The organism is Bombella saccharophila, from assembly GCF_026385475.1.
Classification (GTDB): domain Bacteria; phylum Pseudomonadota; class Alphaproteobacteria; order Acetobacterales; family Acetobacteraceae; genus Bombella; species Bombella saccharophila.
Window position 1 is genome coordinate 118,793 of record NZ_JANIDW010000002.1, and the last position, 22,142, is coordinate 140,934.

Consider the following 22,142-nt stretch of genomic DNA (forward strand, 5'->3'; position numbering starts at 1 on the left):
AGTAGAACGTGTTTCTGAAAAATAATATATCTAGTTTTTATTCTAAAAAAATAATTCCTATTTTTTTGATAATCTATGGGATGATCGCCTCTTATAGGGAGGCATTTTCCCTCTGGAGAGTCGATGCCGATACGGCTGTATTCCCTGCCATGATCAGATATTTTTGGGAAGGGGGATGGGATGCCATTAAGACATTTCATTTTCCAATAGATAATTGGTTTTTTTCAATCATCATTCCGTATGGTGTTGTATTTCATTTCTTTGGAGAGCAATCAACAGTTCTTATTATGTTAGGGGTTGTTGTTTTTTGGCTTACGGCCTTTTTTTCGGGGTTTTTGGTTTTTGAAATTTCTGATTTGAATAAAGCTCTTTGGAGTGCTGCTTTAATATTGTCCGCACCGCAAATAGCATTGGGGCATGGTGGTTTTTTACTATATGCAGTTGCGCATAATGTTTCAATAGCGTGGGGATTGTTAGGGGTCTTATTGTGTTTTCTTTCTATTAAAAAACAAAGTGTTTTTTTATTAACTTTTTCGGTTTTTATTTTTTCTTTTGCGTCTTTTTCTGACCCATGGATGTTGCCAGTATTCATCCTGCCTATAATTGTTTCGTCTATTATAATGATTTTTTTGGAAACGGGCCGGGTAAGACTATGGTATATCGCATGGGTTGTCGCTGGGTTGTTTGTACTTGTCTTTTCTGAAACGCATTGTTTTGGATTATTCCCGATAAGTGGAATATATAAAAAAGAATTCATGCATATTAATCTTTCTTGGAAAGCGATTGTTTTTTCTTTTGCATCTGTATCTTATTATTTTAATATTATGCCATTTCTTAATTTTAGTAATTTCTATGGTATTTTTATAAGTTATGATAAAATAAATATCATTTTATATTATATATTTATGTTCATCAATTTTTTATCTTTAATGTATGTATATTACCTATGTATTTATTTTTCTAAATATAGATATGTCTATCGTGAAAAGAATAATTTATTTATTGTTTTACTGTGTAGTTTTTCGATTTTGGGTATTTTTTCGGCCTCTCTTTTGTTTAATGGTGTTAGTGATATTCGTCTTGCAAGGTATCTTGCCAACATATACTATTGTACAATTATATGTGTATGTTTGTTTCCTTGGAAGTCAATGGATAAGAAGGTTCGCAAGAGACTTTATAGTCTAGGTTTTTTATTTTTATTGTCAAGTTTCTATAGTAATACGAGTGTCTGGAGGAAGCAGCTTCCTGTGCTTTCCTTTGATGTAGGGAAGGACGTGGAGTCATTTTTAGATGATGAGCAAATTCAGTATGCTTATGGAGATTATTGGGGGGTAGAGGCGAATGTTATTACATGGAGAAATCACTATAAAAAAATTGTCAGGCCTCTTCTTTATGCGATGGATTACCGTGGATTTTTGCCAACGATATGGACATCTCCAAATTGGTATCATGTACCTTCTTTGCAGAAATGGGCTTTTGTTCTGACTAATGTAGGTAATGATAGGGTCTGTCCTCCGTATCCCTCATGTAGAGAAGCTGTTCTGAATCAGTTTGGTCCACCACTTTATATAAAGCAAAAACATCAGCTTACATTTTTTGTATATGCAGGGGATAGAATGAATCTGCCATATGACATTAATGTTGGAAATTGGGAGAAACCTCTAAGTGTATCTTATGATTCGGTTTTATCGTGGAAAGATTTTTATCCAGAAATAGAATTGAATGGTAATAACCTTATTTCAGTTGATGGTTGGGAGGGGGCTAAGCATGGAGTGGTGAGTACGGGGGAATATGCAACTGTCCATCTGCCGGTTTTAGATAAGTCTTCTGCTATGATGAAAATGTGGGTGCATCTTTCATCGAATAAATTGGATCAACAACATGTTGAAATCCTTTATAGGGGCAAGGTGGTAGCGGAGTGGGCGGTTCCGTCAACTGAGTCTATTTATTATTTAGAGCTTCCCATTGAGCCAGGTCAAAATAGTTTGGATTGTCAATTTCATATTCTTAATTACAGGGCAAAACAAAAGCCGATTAATGGGATAAGGATGTATCGGGTTAAAGTTTTGGACCATGGAGGATAAGGTTATGGTATATTGTTTTTATGGGGTTAGTATTTTCATGAAGGTAGTGGTTGTTTAATACTTATATGATAATTAGAATTTCTGCTTGTGAGAGATGTTTGTAGAGGGTGATATATGAAGAGCTGGGGTGATATTAAAATAGCTATTTTAATACCGTGTTATAATGAAGAAATGGCTATAGGACAGGTTGTTCGTTCATTTCGGGAGGTTATGGGTGATGTCCCGGTTTATGTTTATGATAATAATTCTACTGACAAAACTATAGATGTTGCTCGGAGCGCTGGGGCAATTGTGCGAACTGAGACCTTGCAAGGGAAGGGACATGTTGTCCGGCGTATGTTTTCGGACGTAGAGGCGGATTTTTATATACTTGTTGATGGCGATGCAACGTACGAGGTTGAGGCGGCTCCTAAGCTTTTAAAGATGGCGTATGAGCAGGGGTTGGACATGGTGAATGGGGCACGTGTGACAACGCAAAAGGCTGCTTATCGGCGAGGTCATGTTCTTGGCAATAAGGTGCTAACAGGTTTAGTAACGCTGATATTTGGACGGCGTCTTACGGATATGCTGTCGGGTTATCGTGTTTTTTCAAGGCGTTTTGTTAAGTCTTTCCCGTCGTTATCAAGAGGTTTTGAAATTGAGACGGAATTTACAATTCATGCTTTAGGGCTCTGTTTATCAATAGGAGAAATGGAAATAAAATACGTGGAGCGCCCTCAAGGGAGTATGTCAAAATTAAAAACATATCAGGATGGTCTAAAAATATTAGGCGCCATCATTAACATTGTAAGGCTTGAGAAGCCTTTTTTCCTTTTTTCTATTATTGCATTTTTTCTTTTTGTATCTGGTATCTTTTTAGGATGGCCTATAATCTCGTTTTATCTGACCCATGGAACCGTTCCTAGACTTCCTACTGCAATATTGGCTGTATCATTGATTATATTATCTTTTTTAAGTTTTGTATGTGGCTTAATATTAGATACAGTAGCAATTGCTCGAAAAGAGCAGAAATATTTGACTTATCTTTCATACCCTACAAGGTTTTTAGATAAAAATTAAATTATTCAACAGGGAAAAGAAGATGAAGAGAAACTTAGTCTCATTTATTTGGATTTTTTCTGCTCTTTGGAGTGTTGTAAATATTTTAAGTTGGTCACATCTGCCAATTGAGTATAGGGACGCCGGTGTAAGATTAACATTTAATAGTATGATGGAGCATATCCTACATGGTAAATTTGATGTTGCGCCATGGACAGTGCAAGAAGAAGGTTTTTTGCGAGATGGTAAAGTATATGCATATTGGGGTATTTTCCCAGCTTTTTTGAGGTTGCCTATTTTATTATTCCCTAGCGGACTTCATCTAGATATAACGCGTCTTTCATCTATTATTGCTCTTCTTATTATATTGTTCTTTAATTATAAAATATGGGACTTTTTGTCTCGAAAGTTTTTTCAAGAAGCGAGATGGGCGTCCGTAAGTTTGGCGATTGTTCTTGCTTTTTCAGGTGAGCAAGTGTGTTTTTTTGAACATAAGCTGTATCAAGAGGTCTGTTTTTGGTCACTGGCTTTTGCTGGATGGTTTATATATTCTGCCATACGAACACTATTTGATAAGACGTATTGGCGGCAAGCTGGGCCTTCTATGGCGATTGCTGCTAGTTGTGCCTTGTTGACGCGCGTCTCTATGGGTATTGGCTTATATGCGGCTTTATTTTGCTTTTTAGCGTATTTTACGTATCAGGCTTATTCGAGATCAACGCAGGAAGATTTGGTAGATTCAATAAAGTCGATTTTGTTACCAATCTTTTTATCCGGACTTGGGATAGTCATTACAGCTTATGTGAATTATGAGAGATGGGGGAATCCTTTAACATTTGCGAATTACAATATATATTTATATAACATCGAGTATCCTGATCGTCTTTTTAGAACAAAATTATATGGGTTGTTTAATATTGATAGGTTTTATTTAGGGGTTATATATTTCTTTTTCCCTGTTTGGGTTTTCCAAAAACATGATGGGACATTCTTGTTTCAACAGCAATTTACAAAATTGATTGATGCGAATGAGTTGCCTGCGAGTAGTTTCTTCCTAACCGATGGTTTTATGATGTTCTGTGGGAGTATGTTTTTATGGGCTCTTTTATTTAAGAAGGGAAAGGATATATTTCCTTTTAACCGATTGTTGGTTGGAGCGATAGTTGTAGCATTAGGTATCCCTGCTTTTTTGATGATGATAGCGATTAGTATGAATTATCGGTATCGGGCGGAGTTTTATCCGGACATTATCTTATTAGGAGTCTTGGGACTTATTTATATTGTTAGGTATAAGTGTGATGTTCCATGTCTCAAGAAAACATTGATGATTCTTGTTGTAGTTAGTGTTTTGGTGTCGAATTTTAATTCTCTTTTATATGGGTTTTCAGAATTGGGGCCATGTTATTCATATATGCCGCATGGGATTGGAGATTATTACTACCATAAAATCTTTAAGTGAGGATGAAGCCTAGAGGAGCAGGCCCATAATGTAGGGGACTGCTCCGTTTATATCGAGCTTACTCGTTACATTTATGGGAGAAGTCAACGAGGATATAGCTCCCTTTTTTATAGATATTGTAATATCTATTGGAACGCATAGCCTCATATGAACAATGCTCATATATGCTTTGGGCTAGAGCAAAAGGAAATTGGGGGCTCTCATCAATAGAGCGGAAATACGTGGCATTATCTTGAAGGTCATGCTTTTTCAGGATGAACTCTCCAAGGGGATCATAAATTACATTGTGATCGAAAATAGCACGCCGTGCATGCCATATTTTTTTAGTAATAAATGGAACAGGAATATCAAGAATACCATCATCTGTTTGGGCCGCTATTGTTGTGATGTTATTGACGGTTTTATGTTGGGCCTCAATACGGATGAAAACAGGATGTTGTTTGGAAAGGATGTAAGTATCATTGACAATATTGCTGGCAATGGCCTCGTTAAGCTCAGTTTGAGCGGCAATGGCACTTCCCCATTGTGTTGAAAATGTCATTTGGATGAGCAGCACCCAGCTGGCTAGGATGATTTTTACGGGGTTTTTATGAAATGATGCTTCTTTTCCTATAAAAAATAGCATGAAGAGAGAGAGAAATGCTCCATTTGCTATAAAGACGCGCATATCAAAAACAGGATATCTTAAAAGAGCAAGGAACCCTGCCAAGGAACAAATGGCCAGGCTAATGTAGCATAGGGTTAAAGCTAGGTAGGGGAATTTACCTTTTTTGTAAAAGATATAAAGCAGGTTTATCAACGCGATGAATAAGAAGCATCCTAGAAGGATTTCTAAACTACCGCCATGGATGCCGAATTCTAGGAAGGCATATTTTAGTAATTTACGAATATTGTTTAGTATTATGAATAGGTTATGGGTAAATTGTGCATGAAGAGATGCATAACTCTCATCTTTTCTAAATATTACTTCACATTTGTAAACAATAAGGGGAATTGGGAGATATAATGCGTTCATTATAAAAGATTGAATGGAATCTTTTGTGGTTTTATCGTGTAGTATAAATAGGGATTCAGTTATTAAAAATATAAAAAATGCATTTAGTGTTGGTTGATAAAGATTAAGAGCAGATAATATTAATATTGATCTAAAAAATATTTTTTTGTAGGGAGGTATAGGTTTATTATCGAAAATAAAAAACCACATTATGCATGATAATGCTATGCTCATATTAAGGCTGTCAGAGTGATAAGATAAATTTTGGAGAAAAAAGGGAGTACATACAATAAAACTTAAAGATAAAGCAGAAGATGTACGGTTTAGGCGCCATTTTAATGACAGAAATGAAAGAGAAAATGATAGTATAATAATTGCTAATATCTGTAGAGTTGGAGATAAATCATATGAAATATTACTTGCATTTAAAATAATGAAGATAAGTTGAGCGAGAAAGCGACCTGTTTGTGTGCAGGAAATGTCCCCAGTGGCGGAGCGATAGTAGTCGTCTGGATAATAAAAATTTCCATGAAGTATAGGGTATAAGAAGAGTCCTAGGATAGCTAAAAAAAGGATGCATCGTATGGATGCTTCCGAGTGTTTTTTAGGCATGGAGTACATGTTTATAGTCCTTTAAGACAGAGGCCCCCAAAAAGTACCATGGAGAATGGTAAAGTGCAATTATACTAAGATAATAATCAATCAATTATGCATATATATCAGTATATTATCGTCCTTGTGGCGTTTATGACGATAAATCTCATGATATGATGTTGTTATATGTTGGTATATAATATTGATAACATCTATATTTCCGCCAGTGTAATCCTTAATGTCGCTATCTAAAATAATATAGCGTGGAGGGGTTTGGAAGATTCGTTTGATTTCGGTTGTTGGGTCAAGAGGAAGGGCCTTTTTTTCTGGCGCAGAGTCGAGATGCCAGGAAAAGGGTAAAGTTGTCACGGGGCAATAATGAGGTAATGCATCGAGGATAATGTCGGGGCCGTGGTCAATTAGGACGCAACCGGGAGCTGACGAGAGTAGCTGTGTGATGGTTGTTAAGTCTTTTTGGGAACCATTGCTGAGGACTTTTTTCGTATTGTAGTAGGCGCATATTATGCCAAAGCTAACTAAGAATATAAGCCATAAACGGCCTAATTTTGAAGAGCAGAGAGGAGCTGCGTTGATAAAGAATGGCGCAAGGAGGGGAAGGGCGTAATGTACTGCAAAACTACCGAAGATGAAGAATCCTAGAAATGCGGCACAGGCCCAGCCTAGAATAAAGATACGAAGTGCATTATTAGGGCGGGCTTTAAGAAGTAGAAAACGCAACCCTATAGTGCTTATAAAAAGAAAACCCAGAATGATGCCCCAATGAGTCCAATGCCAGAATGAACTAAGGGTGTTATGGGGGGGGTCTTGTTTTAGGAAAATAGAGATTACATTAGCGAACCACCATTCTGAGATATGTCCTAAATAAGCATAAGTGGCGATGACGCATAATGATGGCAGAAGAGCTGTGATACTCCAGCCTAGAGCTGTCAGAAAGAGATTAAGAAGCTTTACATTATCTTTATATAAGATGAATAAAAGGAATAGAGCAACATATATACCTTCAAAAGCGACGGTGGGTTTTATTTGGATGGAAAGACCAAATAAAACCATACTGATCCAACCTGCTGTTTTTAAACTTTTGGCGTTTCCTTTTTGGAGGCCTTGGAGTGTAATAAGAATAGCGCCGGTGATGAATGTGTTATAGAAAATAGGGGATTGACCCCCCATTCCACCAAAGCCAACAGCCCATATGAGATAGCAGCAGCTTGCACAAAAAGCACCACTAATGGGGGCGATGAAGCGGGCAATTTTAAAGCAAAAAATGGAGGTCAACCACGCGCTAAGGAGTGCGCCTATTTGGTAAGCCCAGATGCGATAGGGACCAAAAAGATGAAAGAACTCATAGATAAGGAAAATGCCGATGGGTTTTCTGTCCCAGATATCGACATAAGGGAGATCGCCATGGAGCATGCGTCCCCCAACGAAAAGGTAAAATTCTTCGTCGAAAAATATAAAAGGGCTGCCTAAAACGGTCGCGCGGGATAAATATGCAATGGAAAGTAGACTAAGATAGATAAGATACGACCTGGTTAACGATTTTTTAAATAAATTACTATCTAAAAAGAAGCGCATAATGATCTGATTCTTTATAGGGGTGTTACATGTCGACAAATTTAGTCGGCGCTGGGTATATCATGTAGAGGGAATATGATAAAGCGCAAAACAAGGAATATGGGATAGTAGGTAGATATCTGATGATTGGATTGGAAAGAAAAAAGCGTATTTTAGGGGCATGGTGCTGGGTGTGGTGTGCGGTGTTTTTGCTCGCGTGTTTACGCACGGGGGCCGTGATGTTTCATCATGTTGGATTGGATTATAATGAAGGGTGGAATGCACAGTTAGCCAGTTGGCAGGCGGGGCAAGGTGACCATAGGCTTTATTCTTCTGAAAATGGGTTTGTTTTTAATAATTATCCTCCCTTGTCTTTTATAATATTTGGCTGGGTGGTGAAACAAGGAGGGGATGCTATTGTTGTAGGTAGGATAGTCTCTTGCCTATCTGTAATACTATCATCATGTCTAATTGCGCGTTTTGTAAAGATTGTAACACGGAGTGGGTTATCCGCATGGATGTCGGCATCTGTGTTTTTAATGACTGTTAATACGGCTTTTTATAGTTATTTTGGAATGAATGACCCGCAATGGTTGGCGCATTTTTTAATGTTGAGTGGGTTAAGTATTTTATTTTCATCACAGGGGGTTAGTTTTGCATGTTGGCGGCTTGCGTTAAGTGCGTTGCTCATTGTGTTGGCTGGTTTTGTAAAACATAATTTGGTTGCTTTACCTTTAGCGCTATGTGTGTGGATCTTCCTCTGCGATAAGAAGAAAGCTTTGCTCTGGGCAGGAATAGTATTGGTTTTAGTGGGGGGAGGATTTGATCTATGTTACAATTTATATGGCATGGGGTTTTTTTATGACGTATTTTTGCACAAACGAACTGTTTGGTTGGGGCGGATAGTACATGGGTTGGGCGCAGTTTTATTAATGGGTGGTATACTGAGTGTTGGTATTGGACTATCCTACTACTATAGAAGAGAGGTAAAAAGAAAAGATAGTATTGTTTTGATCATTATATATCTTTTTGCGTCTCTTTTGTTTGGTTTGTTGGGAGCGATGGGGGCAGGTGTCGATTATAATATTATGTTTGATGTTTTGATTTCAGGAAGTATTTTATGTGGTGTATGTTTTTCAAAATTATTGGAGGATTCATGGCATGAGAACACGGTATTTGTTATGTGTTGTATTGTATCGCTTCCTTTATTGTTTCTTTTTCCTGCGAGGGGAGTATCTTTCTATCGTGATATAAAGAATATTCAAAGTAACGCGCAGATATGGGCAAAAAATATTGATACGCTGAAAACATACAAAAATGATACATTATGCACGGATATGACATTATGTTATTGGGCGCATGCTCCTTATTCCGTTGATATGTTTAATCTAGCACAAGCTTTGAAGATAGGCGGCCAGAAATTCCTTATACAGGAGGCAGTTATGATGCATAAATTCGCGTTTGTGCAGGTTTATGGTGCGCCTAAATTTTATCGCGGTAGAAGTGATATATTTAATAATTGGTTGAAAAAGGCAGGCTATCATCCTGTTTTTACGGGGCAGGGGGATATGATTCTGTTAGGGTACGGGCCGCAAGGGCGTTAAGGGGTTCTATAACCGTTGGGGTGGGCCAGTCGCCAGCGGAAGGCTGTTTCTATGATATCTTCAATTTTGGTGTAACGGGGCTGCCAGCCAAGTTCTGTGCGGATAAGCGTGGGGTCGGTGACCAAAATGGCGGGGTCTCCCTCACGGCGAGGGGCCCAATCCCAGGGTAACTCTCTTCCCGTCACAGTTTCGATTGCTTTGAGGACGTCTAAATTACTAAAGCCCTGCCCTGTACCGAGGTTGTAAGTCACCGAGCCAGTATCAAGGCGATTGAGAGTGAGGATATGTGCCTCGGCTAAGTCGCTAACATGGACGTAATCGCGGATGCAGGTGCCATCTGGTGTTGGGTAGTCATTGCCAAAGAGTTTGAGAGGCGGACGGCGGCCTAAGGCAGCATCTAAGGCGAGGGGGATGAGATGGGTTTCGGGCTGATGGTCCTCACCGAGGCGGCCTTTGGCATCTGCCCCGGCAGCGTTGAAGTAACGTAGGCAGCCATAGCGGAGACCGTGTATTCTCTCGGCCCAGCTAAGGGCGCGCTCAATGAGGAATTTGCTTTCCCCATAAGGGGAGCCGGGATTGATAGGAGATGTCTCGGAGAGCGGAGTGTTGCCTTGGTTGTTGAATAAGGCCGCTGTGGAGGAGAATAGAAAGCGTGGGACTTTGTATTGGATGCAGGCTTCAATAAGATTGAGGGATGTTAACATATTTTGACGCAGATAATGGTACGGTGCAGCCATAGAAGCCCCGACCAAAGAAAGTGCGGCAAAATGTAACACGCCATCCCATGGGCCCTTTGCCAGAATGGTGTTAAGGCTATCGGTATCTAGCAGGTCTGCCTCGTGGAAATCTGCCCCTGTAGGAATGGCAGCGCGGTGCCCGGTGCTGAGATTATCTAAGATGGTGACATGGTGGCCTTGCTCTAAAAGAGCGAGCGCCACATGGCTGCCGACAAAACCAGCACCGCCTGTAACAAGATACCGCATATGGTTGAGTGTTCCTTCTTATGCGCAAAGTGTGGGTGTTATGTGGGCCATCATGTGTTGCATGGCAAGCTGAGATGGATTTGATAACAGGAAACAGAAAGGAATGGCTAGCTCCGTTTATTTATTTTTTAGAAAGCGGGCCGTTGGCTAGTGACTATAGCCGCATTTATCAATAAGCTGTTAACTTCTATAAGTTAGTGTGGATGTCCTCCTTTCATTTGAGAGACGGGTAGTGCGGTGCTGAGGCGACTAGGCGGCTGGGTCTTTCGTGTGGAGGGGTGAGTTTTAAAGGATGGGATACAAGGAAAGGACATAATGAAGATTGTTGTGACAGGAGGGTGTGGTTTCATCGGGTCTGCCGTGATACGGCATCTCTTGAGTAAGACATCCCATCAGGTGCTGAATATTGATTGTATGACATATGCTGCCTCGGAAGAGACGATCGCCGAGGTTGCGTCAGAGTCTCGTTATGAACATGCACGTATTTCTATTAATGATCAGGCGGGGGTAGGGCGTAGTTTAGCGGCGTTTCAGCCAGATGCGATCATGCATTTGGCGGCAGAGAGCCATGTGGACCGCTCGATTGATGGGCCGGGGGCTTTTATTCAGACTAATATTGTTGGCACTTATTGTTTATTAGAGGCGGCGCGCCAGTATTGGTTAGGTTTAGAGGGTACTAAAAAGGCGGGGTTCCGTTTCCTTCATATTTCAACAGATGAAGTGTTTGGCCATTTGGAGCCTGAGGCCCCTCCCTTTACGGAGGAGACAGCCTATGACCCGCGTAGCCCCTATTCGGCCAGCAAGGCGGCATCGGATCATCTAGTGCGGGCATGGCATCATACTTATGGCTTCCCAGCTTTTGTGACCAATACGACCAATAATTATGGGCCATGGCACTTCCCAGAGAAGCTCATCCCCTTGATGATTATTAATGCGTTAGAGGGACGGCCTTTGCCGGTTTATGGCAAGGGGGAGAATATTCGGGATTGGTTATTTGTGGAGGACCATGCTGCGGCGTTGGTGCGGGCTGTGGAGCGCGGCAGACCGGGGGAGACTTACGCTATTGGTGCCCGCCAGCCGCGTAAGAATCTCGATGTTGTGCGGCAAATATGCGCTATTTTGGATGAGCTTGCGCCAGACCAAGCCGGGCCACGAGAACGGTTGATTTCTTTTGTTAGTGACCGGCCGGGGCACGATTTCCGTTATGAGATTGATCCAAGCCATGCTGAGACCTGTTTGGAGTGGAAGGCCGAGCATGATTTTGAGACCGGGCTGCGTCGGACAATCCAATGGTATTTAGAGCATAAAGCCTGGTGGCAGCGTTTGCGCGAGCAGCGTTATGACGGGCAGCGGCTGGGAGTACAAAAATGAGACACACACAGGCTGACCCTAAAAAGCAGCATGTTACAAAAGGGATTTTGCTTTCTGGTGGTTCTGGGACGCGCTTATACCCAATGACTTTGGCGGCCTCTAAGCAGCTCTTGCCTGTTTATGATAAGCCGATGATTTACTACCCGCTTACGACCCTGATTTTGGCAGGGATACGGGAGATTATGATCATCACAACGCCGGAGGACCAAGCGCAGTTTCAGCGTCTATTGGGCAGTGGTGAGCAATTTGGGGTGAGCTTTACCTATCGTATTCAGCCTAAGCCGGAAGGGATCGCACAGGCATTTCAGATTGCTGAGGATTGGATTGCAGGCTCACCTTGTGCGTTGATTCTTGGTGATAATCTGATTTTTGCAGATGGGTTGGAGCATATGTTGCGGGATGCGGCGTGCCGTCCGCATGGGGCAACGGTGTTTTCTTATCAAGTACGGGACCCAGAGCGGTATGGCGTTGTCTCCTTTGATGAGACAGGCCGTGCGGTGGATATTGTAGAAAAGCCGATTAATCCGCCATCTCATTGGGCGGTGACGGGGCTTTATTTCTATGATGAGCGGGTTTGTGAGTTTGCACGTCAGGTGAAACCAAGTGCCCGTGGTGAGTTGGAAATTACGGACCTGAACCGCATCTATCTAGCAGAAGGGACGCTAGAGGTGGACCGGCTAGCCCGTGGTTGTGCGTGGTTGGATGCGGGAACGCCTGATAGTTTGATGCAAGCGGGGACGTTTGTGCAGGCGATTCAATCCCGCCAAGGCTTACTGGTAGGCTCGCCAACAGAGGCGGCTTATCGGATGGGTTTCATCCCGCGTGAGAGATTGATCGCCACAGGGCAGAAAATGGCTAAGACGCCCTTAGGGCAAACATTGCTGCATGTTGCGGCAGAATATGGACCATCAACCCTTTAAGGGTGGCATGAATAAGGTAAATGAGGAGCAATGTGATGAAGGTTGAGGCATTATCCCTCCCCGGTATTTTGAAAGTAACCCCCGCGCGCTTTGGGGATCATCGAGGGTTTTTCTCGGAGACATATAACCAAAAGGCTATGGCAGAGGCGGGGATTCCTGAGGTTTTTGTGCAGGATAATCAGAGCCTTTCGCGCCAGAAAGGCGTTGTGCGGGGGTTGCATTGTCAATTAGAGCCTTATGGGCAGGGTAAATTAGTGCGTGTAACGCGCGGGGCGATTTGGGATGTCGCGGTGGATGCACGCACAGGCTCGCCGACTTATGGGCAATGGGTCGGGGCGGAGCTTTCCGCTGAGAATTGGGCACAGCTTTGGTTGCCCGTTGGGTTTTTGCATGGTTTTGTTACGCTTGAGGAGAATACAGAGGTGCAATATAAATGCACCGGCTTTTACGATAAGGCCTCTGAGCGGTCTGTTCGGTGGGATTGTGAGCAGATTGGTATTGAATGGCCGGTAGAGCGTGGGGCGGCTGTATTGTCCGAAAAGGATGAGCAAGCCCCGGCGTTTGAAGCCGCGAAGGGCTGGTTTTCCTACAAATAATGGCAGCGGAGGAGCGGATTATGGCTAAGCCTTCTATTCTTGTCATTGGTCGTACGGGCCAGTTGGCGACCTCTTTGCAGAAGCTGGGAGGAGAGCGTGTTGTTGCGGTGGGTCGGCCAGAGGCGGATTTGCAGCAGCCAGAGAGCCTAGCGCAGGTAATTGACGCGCATAAACCGGCCTTCATCGTCAATGCAGCGGCGTGGACGGCGGTGGACCTTGCCGAGAGTGAGCAAGAGGCGGCTAAGCAGGGCAACCATACAGGGCCTGCGCGTTTGGCCGAGGAGGCCGCAAAACGGGGGATCCCGTTGATTCATGTTTCAACGGATTATGTGTTTGATGGCACAAAAGGGGCCCCGTATAAAGAGAGTGATCCGATTCATCCTGTAACGGCTTATGGGCGGACCAAGGCCGAGGGAGAGGCTGCCGTGTTGCAGGCCCAACCGCGTAGCATTATTTTGCGGACGGCATGGGTGTATTCCGACCATGGGAAGAACTTTGTAAAAACGATGCTCAATGCGGGAGCAAAGGCTCCTCATCTGCGCGTTGTGGGGGACCAGAGGGGGAATCCAACATCATCGGATGATTTAGCGGCCGTTATTTTAGAGATTCTACGCAAAATTGAAGAGACAGGTTGGCAGGATGCCTATGCGGGTATCTTCCATGCGAGTGGGGCTGGTGAGGCTACATGGTATGAGCTGGCTCATTATGCGCTAGAGCAAGCGGTACAATATGGTCAGCCTATGCCGGGGATGGAGGCTATCACAACAGCAGATTGGCCAACTCCGGCGGCACGTCCTGCGGATTCACGGCTGGATAATAGCAAGCTTCAGCGTGTTTTTGGGGTGCGTTTGCCGCATTGGCAGGAGAGCGTGGCGCGCGTGGTGAAGGCGTTGTTGTATAAGCCTGCCTAAGCGCGTGGTTGGTTTATGAGGATGATGAATGGCGGCAGTGGGTGCATAGAGCTTTAAGCCCCACTGTTATGCCAAGCCCGGCTAAGCCTATGGCCCCATAAGCGAGGGCGGGGCGGCGGCGGAAGCTATTCTTAGCCAGGTTTTGCGCAAAAATGAACATGACGCTGGAATCCAGTTTGCTCTCCCCATGAGCGCGATTGCGGAATGTCATGGGGACTTCGTGAACGCGGAGCGGCTCTTTCCGCGCAATCATGAGGTCTAGCAGGATTTTAAAGCCATGGCCATCGAGGAAAGGGGCACGTTGTGTAAAGACCGTGCGCTTGACGGCGAAAAAGCCGCTCATCGGGTCGGTGAGGGGGACGTTTAGGAGCCATTGTGCTGCCCAGATGCCCGCATTGGAGAGGAAACGCCGCCACCCGTTGGAGAGGCCCTCATTACTTCCCCCTTTGATATGACGGCTCGCAACCGCAATATCGGCACGGTCGGTTTGGAGGGCCGTGATCATCTCACGCAAGCAGGTTTCATCATGCTGGAGGTCACCATCCATCACAGCGATGATGGGGGCGGAGGCACTTAAAGCCCCTTCAATCACAGCGGAGGACAGCCCGCGCCGCCCAATGCGCAGGATGCCACGCACATAAGGTTTCGTTTCTGCCAGCTTGCGAACGGCCTTCATTGTGCCATCGGGGGAGTTATCATCAACAAAAACAACTTCCCACGCCACATCTGTTAGAACGCCCTCAAGAGCCTCTACCAGAGGAGCGACATTCTCGACCTCATTATAGCAAGGGATGATAATGCTGATATCTGGGGCGTTCATGCTGGGGTCCATAAAGGGGGAGATGCCCCCCTCTTAGGGAGTCTATCTGGGGAGTGCAAGGTTAGAGGCGTGTTTTCTGCAAAGATGTAGCCCCCATGCGGCGGTACATAAAGTGTTGCGTGTCGGTTTTTTCAGCTTCGGCAATGGCGTCATCAATGAGATGGCGGTGGGGGGAGAGGGTGCAAACAGGGTCGGTTTGTGTGGCATCGCCGAGCAGGGCGAGGGCTTGGCAGCGGCAGCCGCCCCAGTCAATCTCTTTGCGTGCGCAAGAGGCGCAGGGCTCTGGCATCCATGCTGTGCCACGAAAGAGGGTAAAAGCGCGGGAGTGATACCAAATATCGCTAAGGGACCGCTCCCGCACGGAGTCAAATTGGAGGGCGGGGATGGTCTCTGCTGCATGGCAGGGTAGGACATGGCCAGAGGGTGAAATATTGAGGAAGCGTTGCCCCCAACCGCCCATGCAGGGTTTGGGGCGGTCGGCATAATAATCGGGTGTGACGTAGTCAATGGCTAAGCCGCCTTTGGCCTCCTCCTGCGCGACATAACGTGCGGCTTCCTCTAGCTGTGCGCGGGAGGGGAGCAAGGCGGCGCGGTTTTTGAGAGCCCAACCGTAATATTGCGTATGAGCCATCTCCACCCGTTGGGCATCAAGCTGGCGGGCAAGGGCAAACATGGCAGGAATACGGGAAATATTAGCTTTTTGGAGGACGAAGTTCAGCGTAAGGGGAATCCCCGCCGCCCTGATAAGTTGGGCGGCTTCCAGTTTACGGGGTTGGACTTGGGGGAAGTCACTGAGCCGGTCGGCCTCTGCATGGTCGGTGTCTTGGAAGGAGAGTTGGACATGGTCTAGCCCGCTTTCATCAAGCTGCTTCATGCTTTGAGCGGTGATGAGGACGCCAGAGGTAATGAGGTTGGTATAGAGATTAAGCTTATGCGCATGGGCGATGAGCGTATAAAGGTCTGGGCGGGCCATAGGCTCCCCGCCAGAAAAATGGACCTGCAACACCCCCATAGCGGCGGCTTCTTCTAAAACGCGGAGCCAGTCTTGCGTCTCAAGCTCTTGCGCTTTGCGTTCAAGCTCGAGGGGGTTGGAGCAATAAGGGCAGGAGAGCGGGCAGCGATGGGTCAGCTCTGCCAGTAAGCTCATCGGGGCAGGGGGGCGAGGTGTACTCACAGGCGGAGAATCCGCTTTTCAGTTAGGTCGGATAAAAGGGCGAGAACATCGGCTGCAATCTGCGCGCGTGGGGCTTGATAGCGTTCGGCGAGGCGGTCGATGATGGTGCTGATGGAGGTATGGCCATCAAGCTCTTGGAGGATGGCCACAGCGATTGCATCGGCAAGGAAGGCCCGCTCTGGGGCCTGAATGACCCATTGCTCCCGCACTTTATCATGTTGGAGGCGATACCCACGGCTGAAACCGGGGCACGAGTCTTCAGTCACGATGGGGGGAGATGCGGGGTTAGGCATAGGGGTCTTTCAGGCGGTTGGGGATGTTAGGGGATGTCTGGCACAAAGGCACCGGGGGGGATGTTGCCTTCTACATAAGCGTGGTCCAGCGCATCCAGAAGTTGCCAGAGGATAGCGCATTTAAACTCTAATGCGTGGAGGACTTCTTGCTGTTGCTCTGGCGTGCGGGCATGGGTTTTGACGTAATTAAGCGCGAAGGTGGAATCCTGCGGGGCTTGGGTGAGACGCGGCTTGAAATAGGCCAAAGTCTCCTCCGAGATATAAGAATAATTACGGAGCATCCCCTCCATACGCTCTCCAATGATGGTGGGGGAGAAAAGCTCCGTTAAGGAGGAGGCAATGGCAGCGAGTATGGAGCGGTCGCGCACAAAGGCTACATAAGCATCTACCGCAAAGAGAGTTGCTGGTAGGAGGCCCTCAAGGCTTTCTACATAAGCATCATCCAGCCCTAATCCGCTCGTTAGCTTCAGCCAGCGTGCAATCCCGCCGGGGCTGGAGGCGGTGCCGTCATGGTCTTCAATACGGCGTCGCCATTCTCGGCGGAGTTCAGTCGTGGGGAGGCGAGCGAGGAGGGTTGCGTCTTTTTTGGGAATCTGCGCTTGGTAATAATAGCGGTTTAAGGCCCAGGCTTGGAGCTGCCCTTTGGTCAGCTTGCCTTCATACATCGCTTTATGGAGCGGATGTTGGCGGTGATAGCGTTCTGCCCCGATGGCACGGAGGCGGGCTTCAAGTTCATCTGGTGTGAGGAGAGTGCTCATGATTCGGCCTTTAATTGAAAGCGCATCCCATCTTCTCCCACAATCCAGCCAGCTTGTTTAGCAGTGTGATGTTGGGGGCTATCATCTAGTAAGATGGGGTTGGAGTTATTGATATGGATGAAGACCTTCTGCGGCTTCGTGCAATGGGCAAATTGCGCGAGGGGGCCATCGGCTTCATTTACAGAGACATGGCCCATGCGATGCCCGCTTTTGGGGCTTAGCCCGGCGCGAATCATCTCATCATCATGCCAGAGTGTGCCATCAAAAAAGAGAAGGTCTGCATGGCTGACACGCTCTTTAAGGGCGGGGGTGATTTCCGCACAGCCGGGGATGAAAAGCATCGTTTTCTGCCCATCAGAGAGGGCAAGGCCAAGCGTATCATCGGGTTTTGTGCCTTCATGCTCCACATAAAGCGGGGCTTTGCCCGGCACGGTAAAGACTTCCAGCATCAAACCAGAAGGAGAACCATCTTTCAGCAAGAGCGGCACAGGCGCACCCTCGGTGAGGGGGAGGCGGGGGATGATGCTGCGATCTAGGGCTTCAAAAATGGGGTTGCGGTCGAGTTGAGCGAGAGTGGAAGGGCTGCCCATAAGGGTGAAAGGTTCACGCTCGCGGAGGGTAAATAGCCCGGTAATGGCATCAATTTCCGCCCCAGCAAGGATGACCCCTTGGATGGGTGTACCACGCGTTGCCCCTGTTTGATGCAAAGCTGGGGTAGCGAGAATCTGCTGGCGGAGGTCTGGTGAGGCATTGAGGAGGAACCAATGCTGCCCATCCCCACTTACGGCGAGGGAGGCTTGCGTGCGGGCCTTGGCCTTTTTGCCTTCTCTGGCGAGGAGGCAGCCTTTTGCGGCGGAGTTCCATTGTGGGAAGCCTCCCCCCGCACCGGCCCCTAAAATAATGACATCAAGCATGAAGATGGCCTCTTATGGTTGTGTCTGGCTGATGCGCCGATACCGTTTTGAGCGTGTATGACTACGCAGCTTTGGGGAGGCGCATGGATAGGGTGGCAGGCTGTAAAAAGGGGCCTACCACCCTAAACGCATGGCTGCGGAGAGGTTATTTCGTCTCGCCGCAGACATAAGAGTTGATTTCGCCGCCCAAGGGGATTTCGGTTACTTTCGGTGTGTTCCATGCCATGATGGTACTCCTTATGTAGCGTGACTTGTGCAAGGCTGCACAAGGGTGAGCGTGTCCCTTCTTTAGGGAGGCTCCCCATTGGGAGGATAAAGCAAACTTAACCAAAAAGGCCAGTAGAAACCGCAGCGTAACGTAAAACTATCGTGTTTAGCCTGATAAAGGGGTTGCTGGTCATGGGGCTTTTTTTCTGGCACATGAGGCAGATTATAAAATATCAAGCGAGGGGATGTTATGGCAAAGCCATCACGGCGGGGTGTGTGTTTGGTTATTTCTGCGCCTTCAGGGGCGGGAAAATCCACCATAGCGCAAGCCCTGCGTGAGGCCGATCCGACTATCTTTACCTCTATTTCTGTCACAACGCGCGCACCTCGCCCCGGTGAGGAAGAAGGGGTGCATTATTACTTCCGTGATATGCCAACCTTCCGCCGCATGGCCGAAGCGGGGGAGTTGCTGGAATGGGCAGAAGTGTTTGGCCGTGGCTATGGCACCCCCCGTGCCCCGTTAGAAGCTGCTCTTGCCGCTGGGCGGGATGTGATTTTGGATATTGATTGGCAAGGCCATCGTCTGATGCGTCAGGCCATGGCAGATGATGTAGTGGGATTGTTTGTTCTACCGCCCTCTTTGGAGGAATTAGAAGCCCGTTTACGGGGGCGTAAGACCGATGGCGATGCGGAAATTGCCTCCCGCATGAAGGCCGCTATGGGCGAGATGTCTCATTGGCCAGAGTTTGATTATGTGTTGGTCAATGATGATTTGGATAAAGCGGTTGCGGAGGCACGGTCTGTCCTTGTGGCGAGTCGGCTGGCCCGTGCGCGTAGGAAGGACCTAGAGGCTCTCTGGCCTGTAGCGGGGTAGGCAGGGCTTTGCTAAGCTGGGGGGGTTATGTGAGCAGGAGCGTAAATGATGAGTGAAACGCAGGTAAAAACGCCGCTTATTCTGGCCCTTCCGAAGGGGCGGATTCTTAAAGCTTTGCGCCCTGTGTTGCATCATACAGGCTTTGAACCAGCACAAGATTGCCTTGATGAGAGCAGTCGCCGTTTGCGTTTTCCGACCTCTAGCCCGGATTTGGATGTCGTGCGGGTGCGGTCTTTTGATGTTGCTACCTTTGTGGCTTATGGCGGGGCGGATATTGGCGTCTGCGGGGCTGATGTGCTGATGGAGTTTGACTACCCCGACCTTTATGCCCCGCTAGACCTTGGGATAGGCGGGTGTCGTATCGCTGTTGCGCGGCCTAAAGGGAGTGGGGAGGATGAGCCGCCAGAGGGGCGGTCCCGCTTGCGTGTGGCCACAAAATATCCGGCCATTGCGCGGCGTCATTTTGCCTCGCGCGCGGTGAATGCGGAGATTGTGCATCTCCATGGGGCGATGGAGCTTGCCCCAGCCCTTGATATGGCCGATGTGATTGTGGACCTTGTCGATACCGGCTCGACCTTGCGGGCTAATGGGTTGGAGGAGGTTGAGACGATTGCGCATATTACAAGCCGGTTGATTGTAAATCGCATCGCCTTAAAGACGCGACCGGAGGAAGTCGGGCTGTTGATTGAGCGTTTCCGGGCGGCTGTGGCGCAATCTATGCAGCAAGGGGAGTGTGCTTGATGAAGCGTCTTGATACCGCATCGCCAGAGTTTAAGGCGCATTTAAAGGCGGTTCTGGCTCGCCGGGGAGAGCAAAGCGGCTCTGTCGCAGAGCCTGTGCGTGCGATTCTGGCAGATGTGCAAAAGCGGGGTGATGAGGCCCTTTGTGCTTATACAGCGCGGTTTGACCGCCTCACATTGGAGGCAGGGCAGCTACGCATTAGTGAGGCAGAGATTGCCGAAACCGCTGCGCGTGTTGCGCCGGAGACAAAGGAGGCTCTGGCCTTTGCAGCAAAGCGGATTCGGGCCTTTCATGAAGCGCAGCTCCCTAAAGACCTTGATTATACGGATGAGGCAGGCTTGCGTTTGGGGATGCGCTGGACACCGCTCGATGCGGCAGGGCTTTATGTCCCCGGTGGGAAGGCGGCTTATCCCTCCTCTGTGTTGATGAATGCTCTACCAGCGCATGTTGCGGGGGTGAAGCGGTTGGCGATGTGCGTGCCAACGCCAGATGGCGTGCTGAATCCGCTCGTGATGGAGGCCGCGCGCCTTTGTGGTGTGACGGAGATTTACCGTGTTGGCGGGGCGCAAGCGGTAGGGGCTTTGGCCTATGGCACGCAGAGCATCGCCCCGGTGGACCGTATCGTAGGGCCGGGTAATGCGTTTGTAGCAGAGGCGAAGCGGCAAGTTTTTGGCTATGTGGGGATTGATAGCATTGCCGGGCCATCCGAGGTTGTGGTGGTCGCGGATGGGAAGAATGACCCGCGCCTTGTCGCGATTGACCTCCTCGCCCAAGCTGAACATGATGAGCAGGCACAATCAGTGCTGATTACGCAGGATGAAGCTTTTGCTGATAAGGTCATCGCTGCGGTTGAGGCGGAGTTAAAGACCCTTCCCCGTGCAGATATTGCGCGGAAAAGTTGGGCAGATTGCGGGGCTGTGGTGATTGTTCATAGCGAAGATGAGGCTGCTGATGTGGTGAATGAGTTCGCCCCAGAGCATTTGGAGGTGCTGTTGGATGAACCACGGGCCTTTAGCCAGAAGGTCCGCCATGCAGGGGCTATCTTTATGGGGCGGTTCTGCCCAGAGGCCGTAGGGGATTATGTTGGTGGGCCGAATCATGTTCTGCCGACAAGCCGCACAGCCCGTTTTGCCTCTGGCCTTTCGGTTTATGACTTCCTTAAACGGACAACCTCTATCGAGACAGATATGGAAGGGTTGAGACAGGTCGGCCCTGCTGGGGTGATTTTGGCACGGGAGGAAGGGTTAGATGCCCACGCCCTCAGCCTCTCTGAGCGTTTAAAGAAGGGCTGATGTTAAAAAAGGCCGCTCCTTTGATGAGGGCGGCCTTTTTTGATGGGGTTACCCGCGGAAGAAGTCCAACATCATGGCGTTAAAGCTGGGGGCATCTTCCACATGCAGCCAATGGCCGGTATTGGGGATGGTCTTGACCTCCGCTTTGGGGAAGTAATCCTGAATGACAGCATGATGATGGGGCTTGATGTAAGGTGAATCCCCGCCACGGATAAAGAGGGCAGGGCCATCCCATGTTTTGCCGCTAAAGGCTTCGACTGGCCATTCCTGAATCACGGGGAAGCTAGCGACAATATCCGTCACGCCGATATTCCATTGGGCAGGGTCACCGGGGGTGATGTGCTGGGCAATGAGCTCGCCTACGGAGGGGTCATCGGTGAGGTCATGAAGGAACTTGCGGATTTCGGCATGGCTGCTGAGGGCGGGAAGCGGCGTATGATAAAGCTGTTGGGCAAGGTCATGCTGGCCATGAATCATTGTATCGGGGGCGATGTCGGCGATGAGCAGCTTTTCAATACGTTCCGGGGCGGTCAGCGTGGTGGCCATGGCTGTTTTCCCGCCCATGGAATGGCCTACGAGATGGGCTTTCTCAATACCGAGTGCATCCATGCTTTCAAGTACATCTTTGGCCATTTCCGGGTAGGAGATGGGGGCGTGGTCGCTCTCGCCATGGCAACGGAGGTCAAAAGCAACCGTGTTAAAATAAGGGCTAAGGGCCCGTTGTAGGATGCCCAAGTTACGCGCCCGCCCAAAAACACCATGAAGCAGAACGACCGTTGGCGCATTATCAAGGCCTGTTTCATTGCGAATAAGGGAAGCGAGCTGCATGACTGTAACCCTCTAACGGACTGAAATTATAAGAAGAACCGCCGCTTATAGAGTTATTATGGATAAAATCAATCCTATATTCCCTATGAGAGCTATTACAACGAGTTTAGGTTTT

Annotated in this window: 21 protein-coding genes; 11 read left to right on the forward strand and 10 right to left on the reverse strand. The window is 47.5% G+C overall.

What is annotated here, in order from left to right; translation table 11 throughout:
• Positions 1-80: 80 nt before the first annotated feature.
• From NQF64_RS04870 to NQF64_RS04880, 3 genes are all read left to right on the forward strand, one after another.
• On the forward strand, positions 81-2,084 hold the full coding sequence (locus tag NQF64_RS04870) for a hypothetical protein (RefSeq protein ID WP_266106671.1): 2,004 nt from the start codon (positions 81-83) through the stop codon (positions 2,082-2,084).
• A gap of 114 nt (positions 2,085-2,198) precedes the next feature.
• Positions 2,199-3,143, forward strand: coding sequence for a glycosyltransferase (locus NQF64_RS04875; protein ID WP_099026567.1), 945 nt, complete (start codon positions 2,199-2,201; stop codon positions 3,141-3,143).
• 22 nt (positions 3,144-3,165) lie between these two features.
• Positions 3,166-4,581 (forward strand): hypothetical protein, encoded by a 1,416-nt coding sequence (locus NQF64_RS04880; RefSeq protein ID WP_266106672.1) that lies wholly within the window; start codon positions 3,166-3,168, stop codon positions 4,579-4,581.
• Positions 4,582-4,639: 58 nt separating this feature from the next.
• On the opposite strand, the gene NQF64_RS09020 is transcribed toward NQF64_RS04880, so the two are convergent.
• Together NQF64_RS09020 and NQF64_RS04890 are read right to left on the reverse strand one after the other, a co-directional pair.
• Entirely contained in the window at positions 4,640-6,196 is a 1,557-nt protein-coding gene (locus tag NQF64_RS09020; protein ID WP_407651811.1) for a glucosyltransferase domain-containing protein, read from the reverse strand.
• 81 nt (positions 6,197-6,277) lie between these two features.
• Entirely contained in the window at positions 6,278-7,762 is a 1,485-nt protein-coding gene (locus NQF64_RS04890; RefSeq protein ID WP_099026564.1) for an ArnT family glycosyltransferase, read from the reverse strand.
• A gap of 122 nt (positions 7,763-7,884) precedes the next feature.
• On the opposite strand from NQF64_RS04890, the gene NQF64_RS04895 reads away from it, so the two are divergent.
• Positions 7,885-9,345, forward strand: a complete 1,461-nt coding sequence (locus NQF64_RS04895; RefSeq protein WP_266106674.1) for a hypothetical protein — start codon at positions 7,885-7,887, stop codon at positions 9,343-9,345.
• Here NQF64_RS04895 and galE read toward each other — a convergent pair.
• A complete protein-coding gene (gene galE / locus NQF64_RS04900) occupies positions 9,342-10,328 on the reverse strand; it encodes a UDP-glucose 4-epimerase GalE (protein WP_266106675.1) in 987 nt (328 codons plus the stop codon). The genes NQF64_RS04895 and galE overlap by 4 nt on opposite strands.
• Before the next feature lie 315 nt (positions 10,329-10,643).
• On the opposite strand from galE, the gene rfbB reads away from it, so the two are divergent.
• Genes rfbB through rfbD form a run of 4 tightly spaced genes read left to right on the forward strand, consistent with a single transcriptional unit; the run spans position 10,644 to position 14,126 of the window.
• Complete coding sequence (gene rfbB / locus NQF64_RS04905; RefSeq protein WP_266106676.1) at positions 10,644-11,699, forward strand: dTDP-glucose 4,6-dehydratase; 1,056 nt, start codon at positions 10,644-10,646, stop codon at positions 11,697-11,699.
• The gene (gene rfbA, locus NQF64_RS04910; RefSeq protein WP_266106677.1) at positions 11,696-12,619 is read left to right on the forward strand and encodes a glucose-1-phosphate thymidylyltransferase RfbA; all 924 of its coding nucleotides are present in this window, start codon (positions 11,696-11,698) and stop codon (positions 12,617-12,619) included. Before rfbB ends, rfbA begins: the two co-directional genes overlap by 4 nt.
• Before the next feature lie 35 nt (positions 12,620-12,654).
• Positions 12,655-13,215, forward strand: a complete 561-nt coding sequence (gene rfbC / locus NQF64_RS04915) for a dTDP-4-dehydrorhamnose 3,5-epimerase (RefSeq protein ID WP_099026559.1) — start codon at positions 12,655-12,657, stop codon at positions 13,213-13,215.
• Positions 13,216-13,235: 20 nt separating this feature from the next.
• A complete protein-coding gene (gene rfbD, locus NQF64_RS04920; RefSeq protein ID WP_266106678.1) occupies positions 13,236-14,126 on the forward strand; it encodes a dTDP-4-dehydrorhamnose reductase in 891 nt (296 codons plus the stop codon).
• A gap of 13 nt (positions 14,127-14,139) precedes the next feature.
• Here the strand turns inward: rfbD and NQF64_RS04925 are convergent, their stop codons facing one another.
• The 6 genes from NQF64_RS04925 to pqqA form a co-directional block, all read right to left on the reverse strand.
• The gene (locus tag NQF64_RS04925; RefSeq protein WP_266106679.1) at positions 14,140-14,946 is read right to left on the reverse strand and encodes a polyprenol monophosphomannose synthase; all 807 of its coding nucleotides are present in this window, start codon (positions 14,944-14,946) and stop codon (positions 14,140-14,142) included.
• Positions 14,947-15,007: 61 nt separating this feature from the next.
• Entirely contained in the window at positions 15,008-16,093 is a 1,086-nt protein-coding gene (pqqE, locus tag NQF64_RS04930; RefSeq protein WP_266106823.1) for a pyrroloquinoline quinone biosynthesis protein PqqE, read from the reverse strand.
• A gap of 23 nt (positions 16,094-16,116) precedes the next feature.
• Positions 16,117-16,386, reverse strand: coding sequence for a pyrroloquinoline quinone biosynthesis peptide chaperone PqqD (pqqD, locus tag NQF64_RS04935; RefSeq protein WP_407651812.1), 270 nt, complete (start codon positions 16,384-16,386; stop codon positions 16,117-16,119).
• Positions 16,387-16,439: 53 nt separating this feature from the next.
• Positions 16,440-17,171, reverse strand: coding sequence for a pyrroloquinoline-quinone synthase PqqC (gene pqqC, locus NQF64_RS04940; protein ID WP_155572562.1), 732 nt, complete (start codon positions 17,169-17,171; stop codon positions 16,440-16,442).
• Entirely contained in the window at positions 17,168-18,085 is a 918-nt protein-coding gene (gene pqqB, locus NQF64_RS04945) for a pyrroloquinoline quinone biosynthesis protein PqqB (protein ID WP_266106680.1), read from the reverse strand. The genes pqqC and pqqB overlap by 4 nt, the downstream gene beginning before the upstream one ends.
• Positions 18,086-18,230: 145 nt before the next feature.
• Positions 18,231-18,311: a pyrroloquinoline quinone precursor peptide PqqA gene (gene pqqA / locus NQF64_RS04950; RefSeq protein WP_099026553.1), complete on the reverse strand. Its 81-nt coding sequence runs from the start codon at positions 18,309-18,311 to the stop codon at positions 18,231-18,233.
• Between the two features lie 231 nt (positions 18,312-18,542).
• Here pqqA and gmk point away from each other — a divergent pair, with 231 nt between their 5' ends.
• From gmk to hisD, 3 genes are read left to right on the forward strand one after another with little or no spacing between them, the layout of a single operon-like run.
• Positions 18,543-19,166, forward strand: a complete 624-nt coding sequence (gene gmk, locus NQF64_RS04955) for a guanylate kinase (protein WP_266106681.1) — start codon at positions 18,543-18,545, stop codon at positions 19,164-19,166.
• 45 nt (positions 19,167-19,211) lie between these two features.
• Entirely contained in the window at positions 19,212-19,907 is a 696-nt protein-coding gene (gene hisG, locus NQF64_RS04960) for an ATP phosphoribosyltransferase (RefSeq protein ID WP_370513398.1), read from the forward strand.
• The gene (gene hisD, locus NQF64_RS04965) at positions 19,907-21,199 is read left to right on the forward strand and encodes a histidinol dehydrogenase (RefSeq protein ID WP_266106682.1); all 1,293 of its coding nucleotides are present in this window, start codon (positions 19,907-19,909) and stop codon (positions 21,197-21,199) included. Before hisG ends, hisD begins: the two co-directional genes overlap by 1 nt.
• A 48-nt stretch (positions 21,200-21,247) precedes the next feature.
• Here hisD and NQF64_RS04970 read toward each other — a convergent pair whose 3' ends face one another.
• Entirely contained in the window at positions 21,248-22,027 is a 780-nt protein-coding gene (locus tag NQF64_RS04970) for an alpha/beta fold hydrolase (RefSeq protein ID WP_099026550.1), read from the reverse strand.
• Positions 22,028-22,142 lie beyond the last annotated feature (115 nt).

Bases quoted from the DNA above. Each gene is read 5' to 3' on its own strand.
- NQF64_RS04870 (WP_266106671.1), top strand. From the start codon at position 81: ATGATCGCCTCTTATAGGGAGGCATTTTCCCTCTGGAGAGTCGATGCC.
- NQF64_RS04875 (WP_099026567.1), top strand. From the start codon at position 2,199: ATGAAGAGCTGGGGTGATATTAAAATAGCTATTTTAATACCGTGTTAT.
- NQF64_RS04880 (WP_266106672.1), top strand. From the start codon at position 3,166: ATGAAGAGAAACTTAGTCTCATTTATTTGGATTTTTTCTGCTCTTTGG.
- NQF64_RS09020 (WP_407651811.1), bottom strand. From the start codon at position 6,196: ATGTACTCCATGCCTAAAAAACACTCGGAAGCATCCATACGATGCATC.
- NQF64_RS04890 (WP_099026564.1), bottom strand. From the start codon at position 7,762: ATGCGCTTCTTTTTAGATAGTAATTTATTTAAAAAATCGTTAACCAGG.
- NQF64_RS04895 (WP_266106674.1), top strand. From the start codon at position 7,885: ATGATTGGATTGGAAAGAAAAAAGCGTATTTTAGGGGCATGGTGCTGG.
- galE (WP_266106675.1), bottom strand. From the start codon at position 10,328: ATGCGGTATCTTGTTACAGGCGGTGCTGGTTTTGTCGGCAGCCATGTG.
- rfbB (WP_266106676.1), top strand. From the start codon at position 10,644: ATGAAGATTGTTGTGACAGGAGGGTGTGGTTTCATCGGGTCTGCCGTG.
- rfbA (WP_266106677.1), top strand. From the start codon at position 11,696: ATGAGACACACACAGGCTGACCCTAAAAAGCAGCATGTTACAAAAGGG.
- rfbC (WP_099026559.1), top strand. From the start codon at position 12,655: ATGAAGGTTGAGGCATTATCCCTCCCCGGTATTTTGAAAGTAACCCCC.
- rfbD (WP_266106678.1), top strand. From the start codon at position 13,236: ATGGCTAAGCCTTCTATTCTTGTCATTGGTCGTACGGGCCAGTTGGCG.
- NQF64_RS04925 (WP_266106679.1), bottom strand. From the start codon at position 14,946: ATGAACGCCCCAGATATCAGCATTATCATCCCTTGCTATAATGAGGTC.
- pqqE (WP_266106823.1), bottom strand. From the start codon at position 16,093: ATGAGCTTACTGGCAGAGCTGACCCATCGCTGCCCGCTCTCCTGCCCT.
- pqqC (WP_155572562.1), bottom strand. From the start codon at position 17,171: ATGAGCACTCTCCTCACACCAGATGAACTTGAAGCCCGCCTCCGTGCC.
- pqqB (WP_266106680.1), bottom strand. From the start codon at position 18,085: ATGCTTGATGTCATTATTTTAGGGGCCGGTGCGGGGGGAGGCTTCCCA.
- pqqA (WP_099026553.1), bottom strand. From the start codon at position 18,311: ATGGCATGGAACACACCGAAAGTAACCGAAATCCCCTTGGGCGGCGAA.
- gmk (WP_266106681.1), top strand. From the start codon at position 18,543: ATGGCAAAGCCATCACGGCGGGGTGTGTGTTTGGTTATTTCTGCGCCT.
- hisG (WP_370513398.1), top strand. From the start codon at position 19,212: ATGATGAGTGAAACGCAGGTAAAAACGCCGCTTATTCTGGCCCTTCCG.
- hisD (WP_266106682.1), top strand. From the start codon at position 19,907: ATGAAGCGTCTTGATACCGCATCGCCAGAGTTTAAGGCGCATTTAAAG.
- NQF64_RS04970 (WP_099026550.1), bottom strand. From the start codon at position 22,027: ATGCAGCTCGCTTCCCTTATTCGCAATGAAACAGGCCTTGATAATGCG.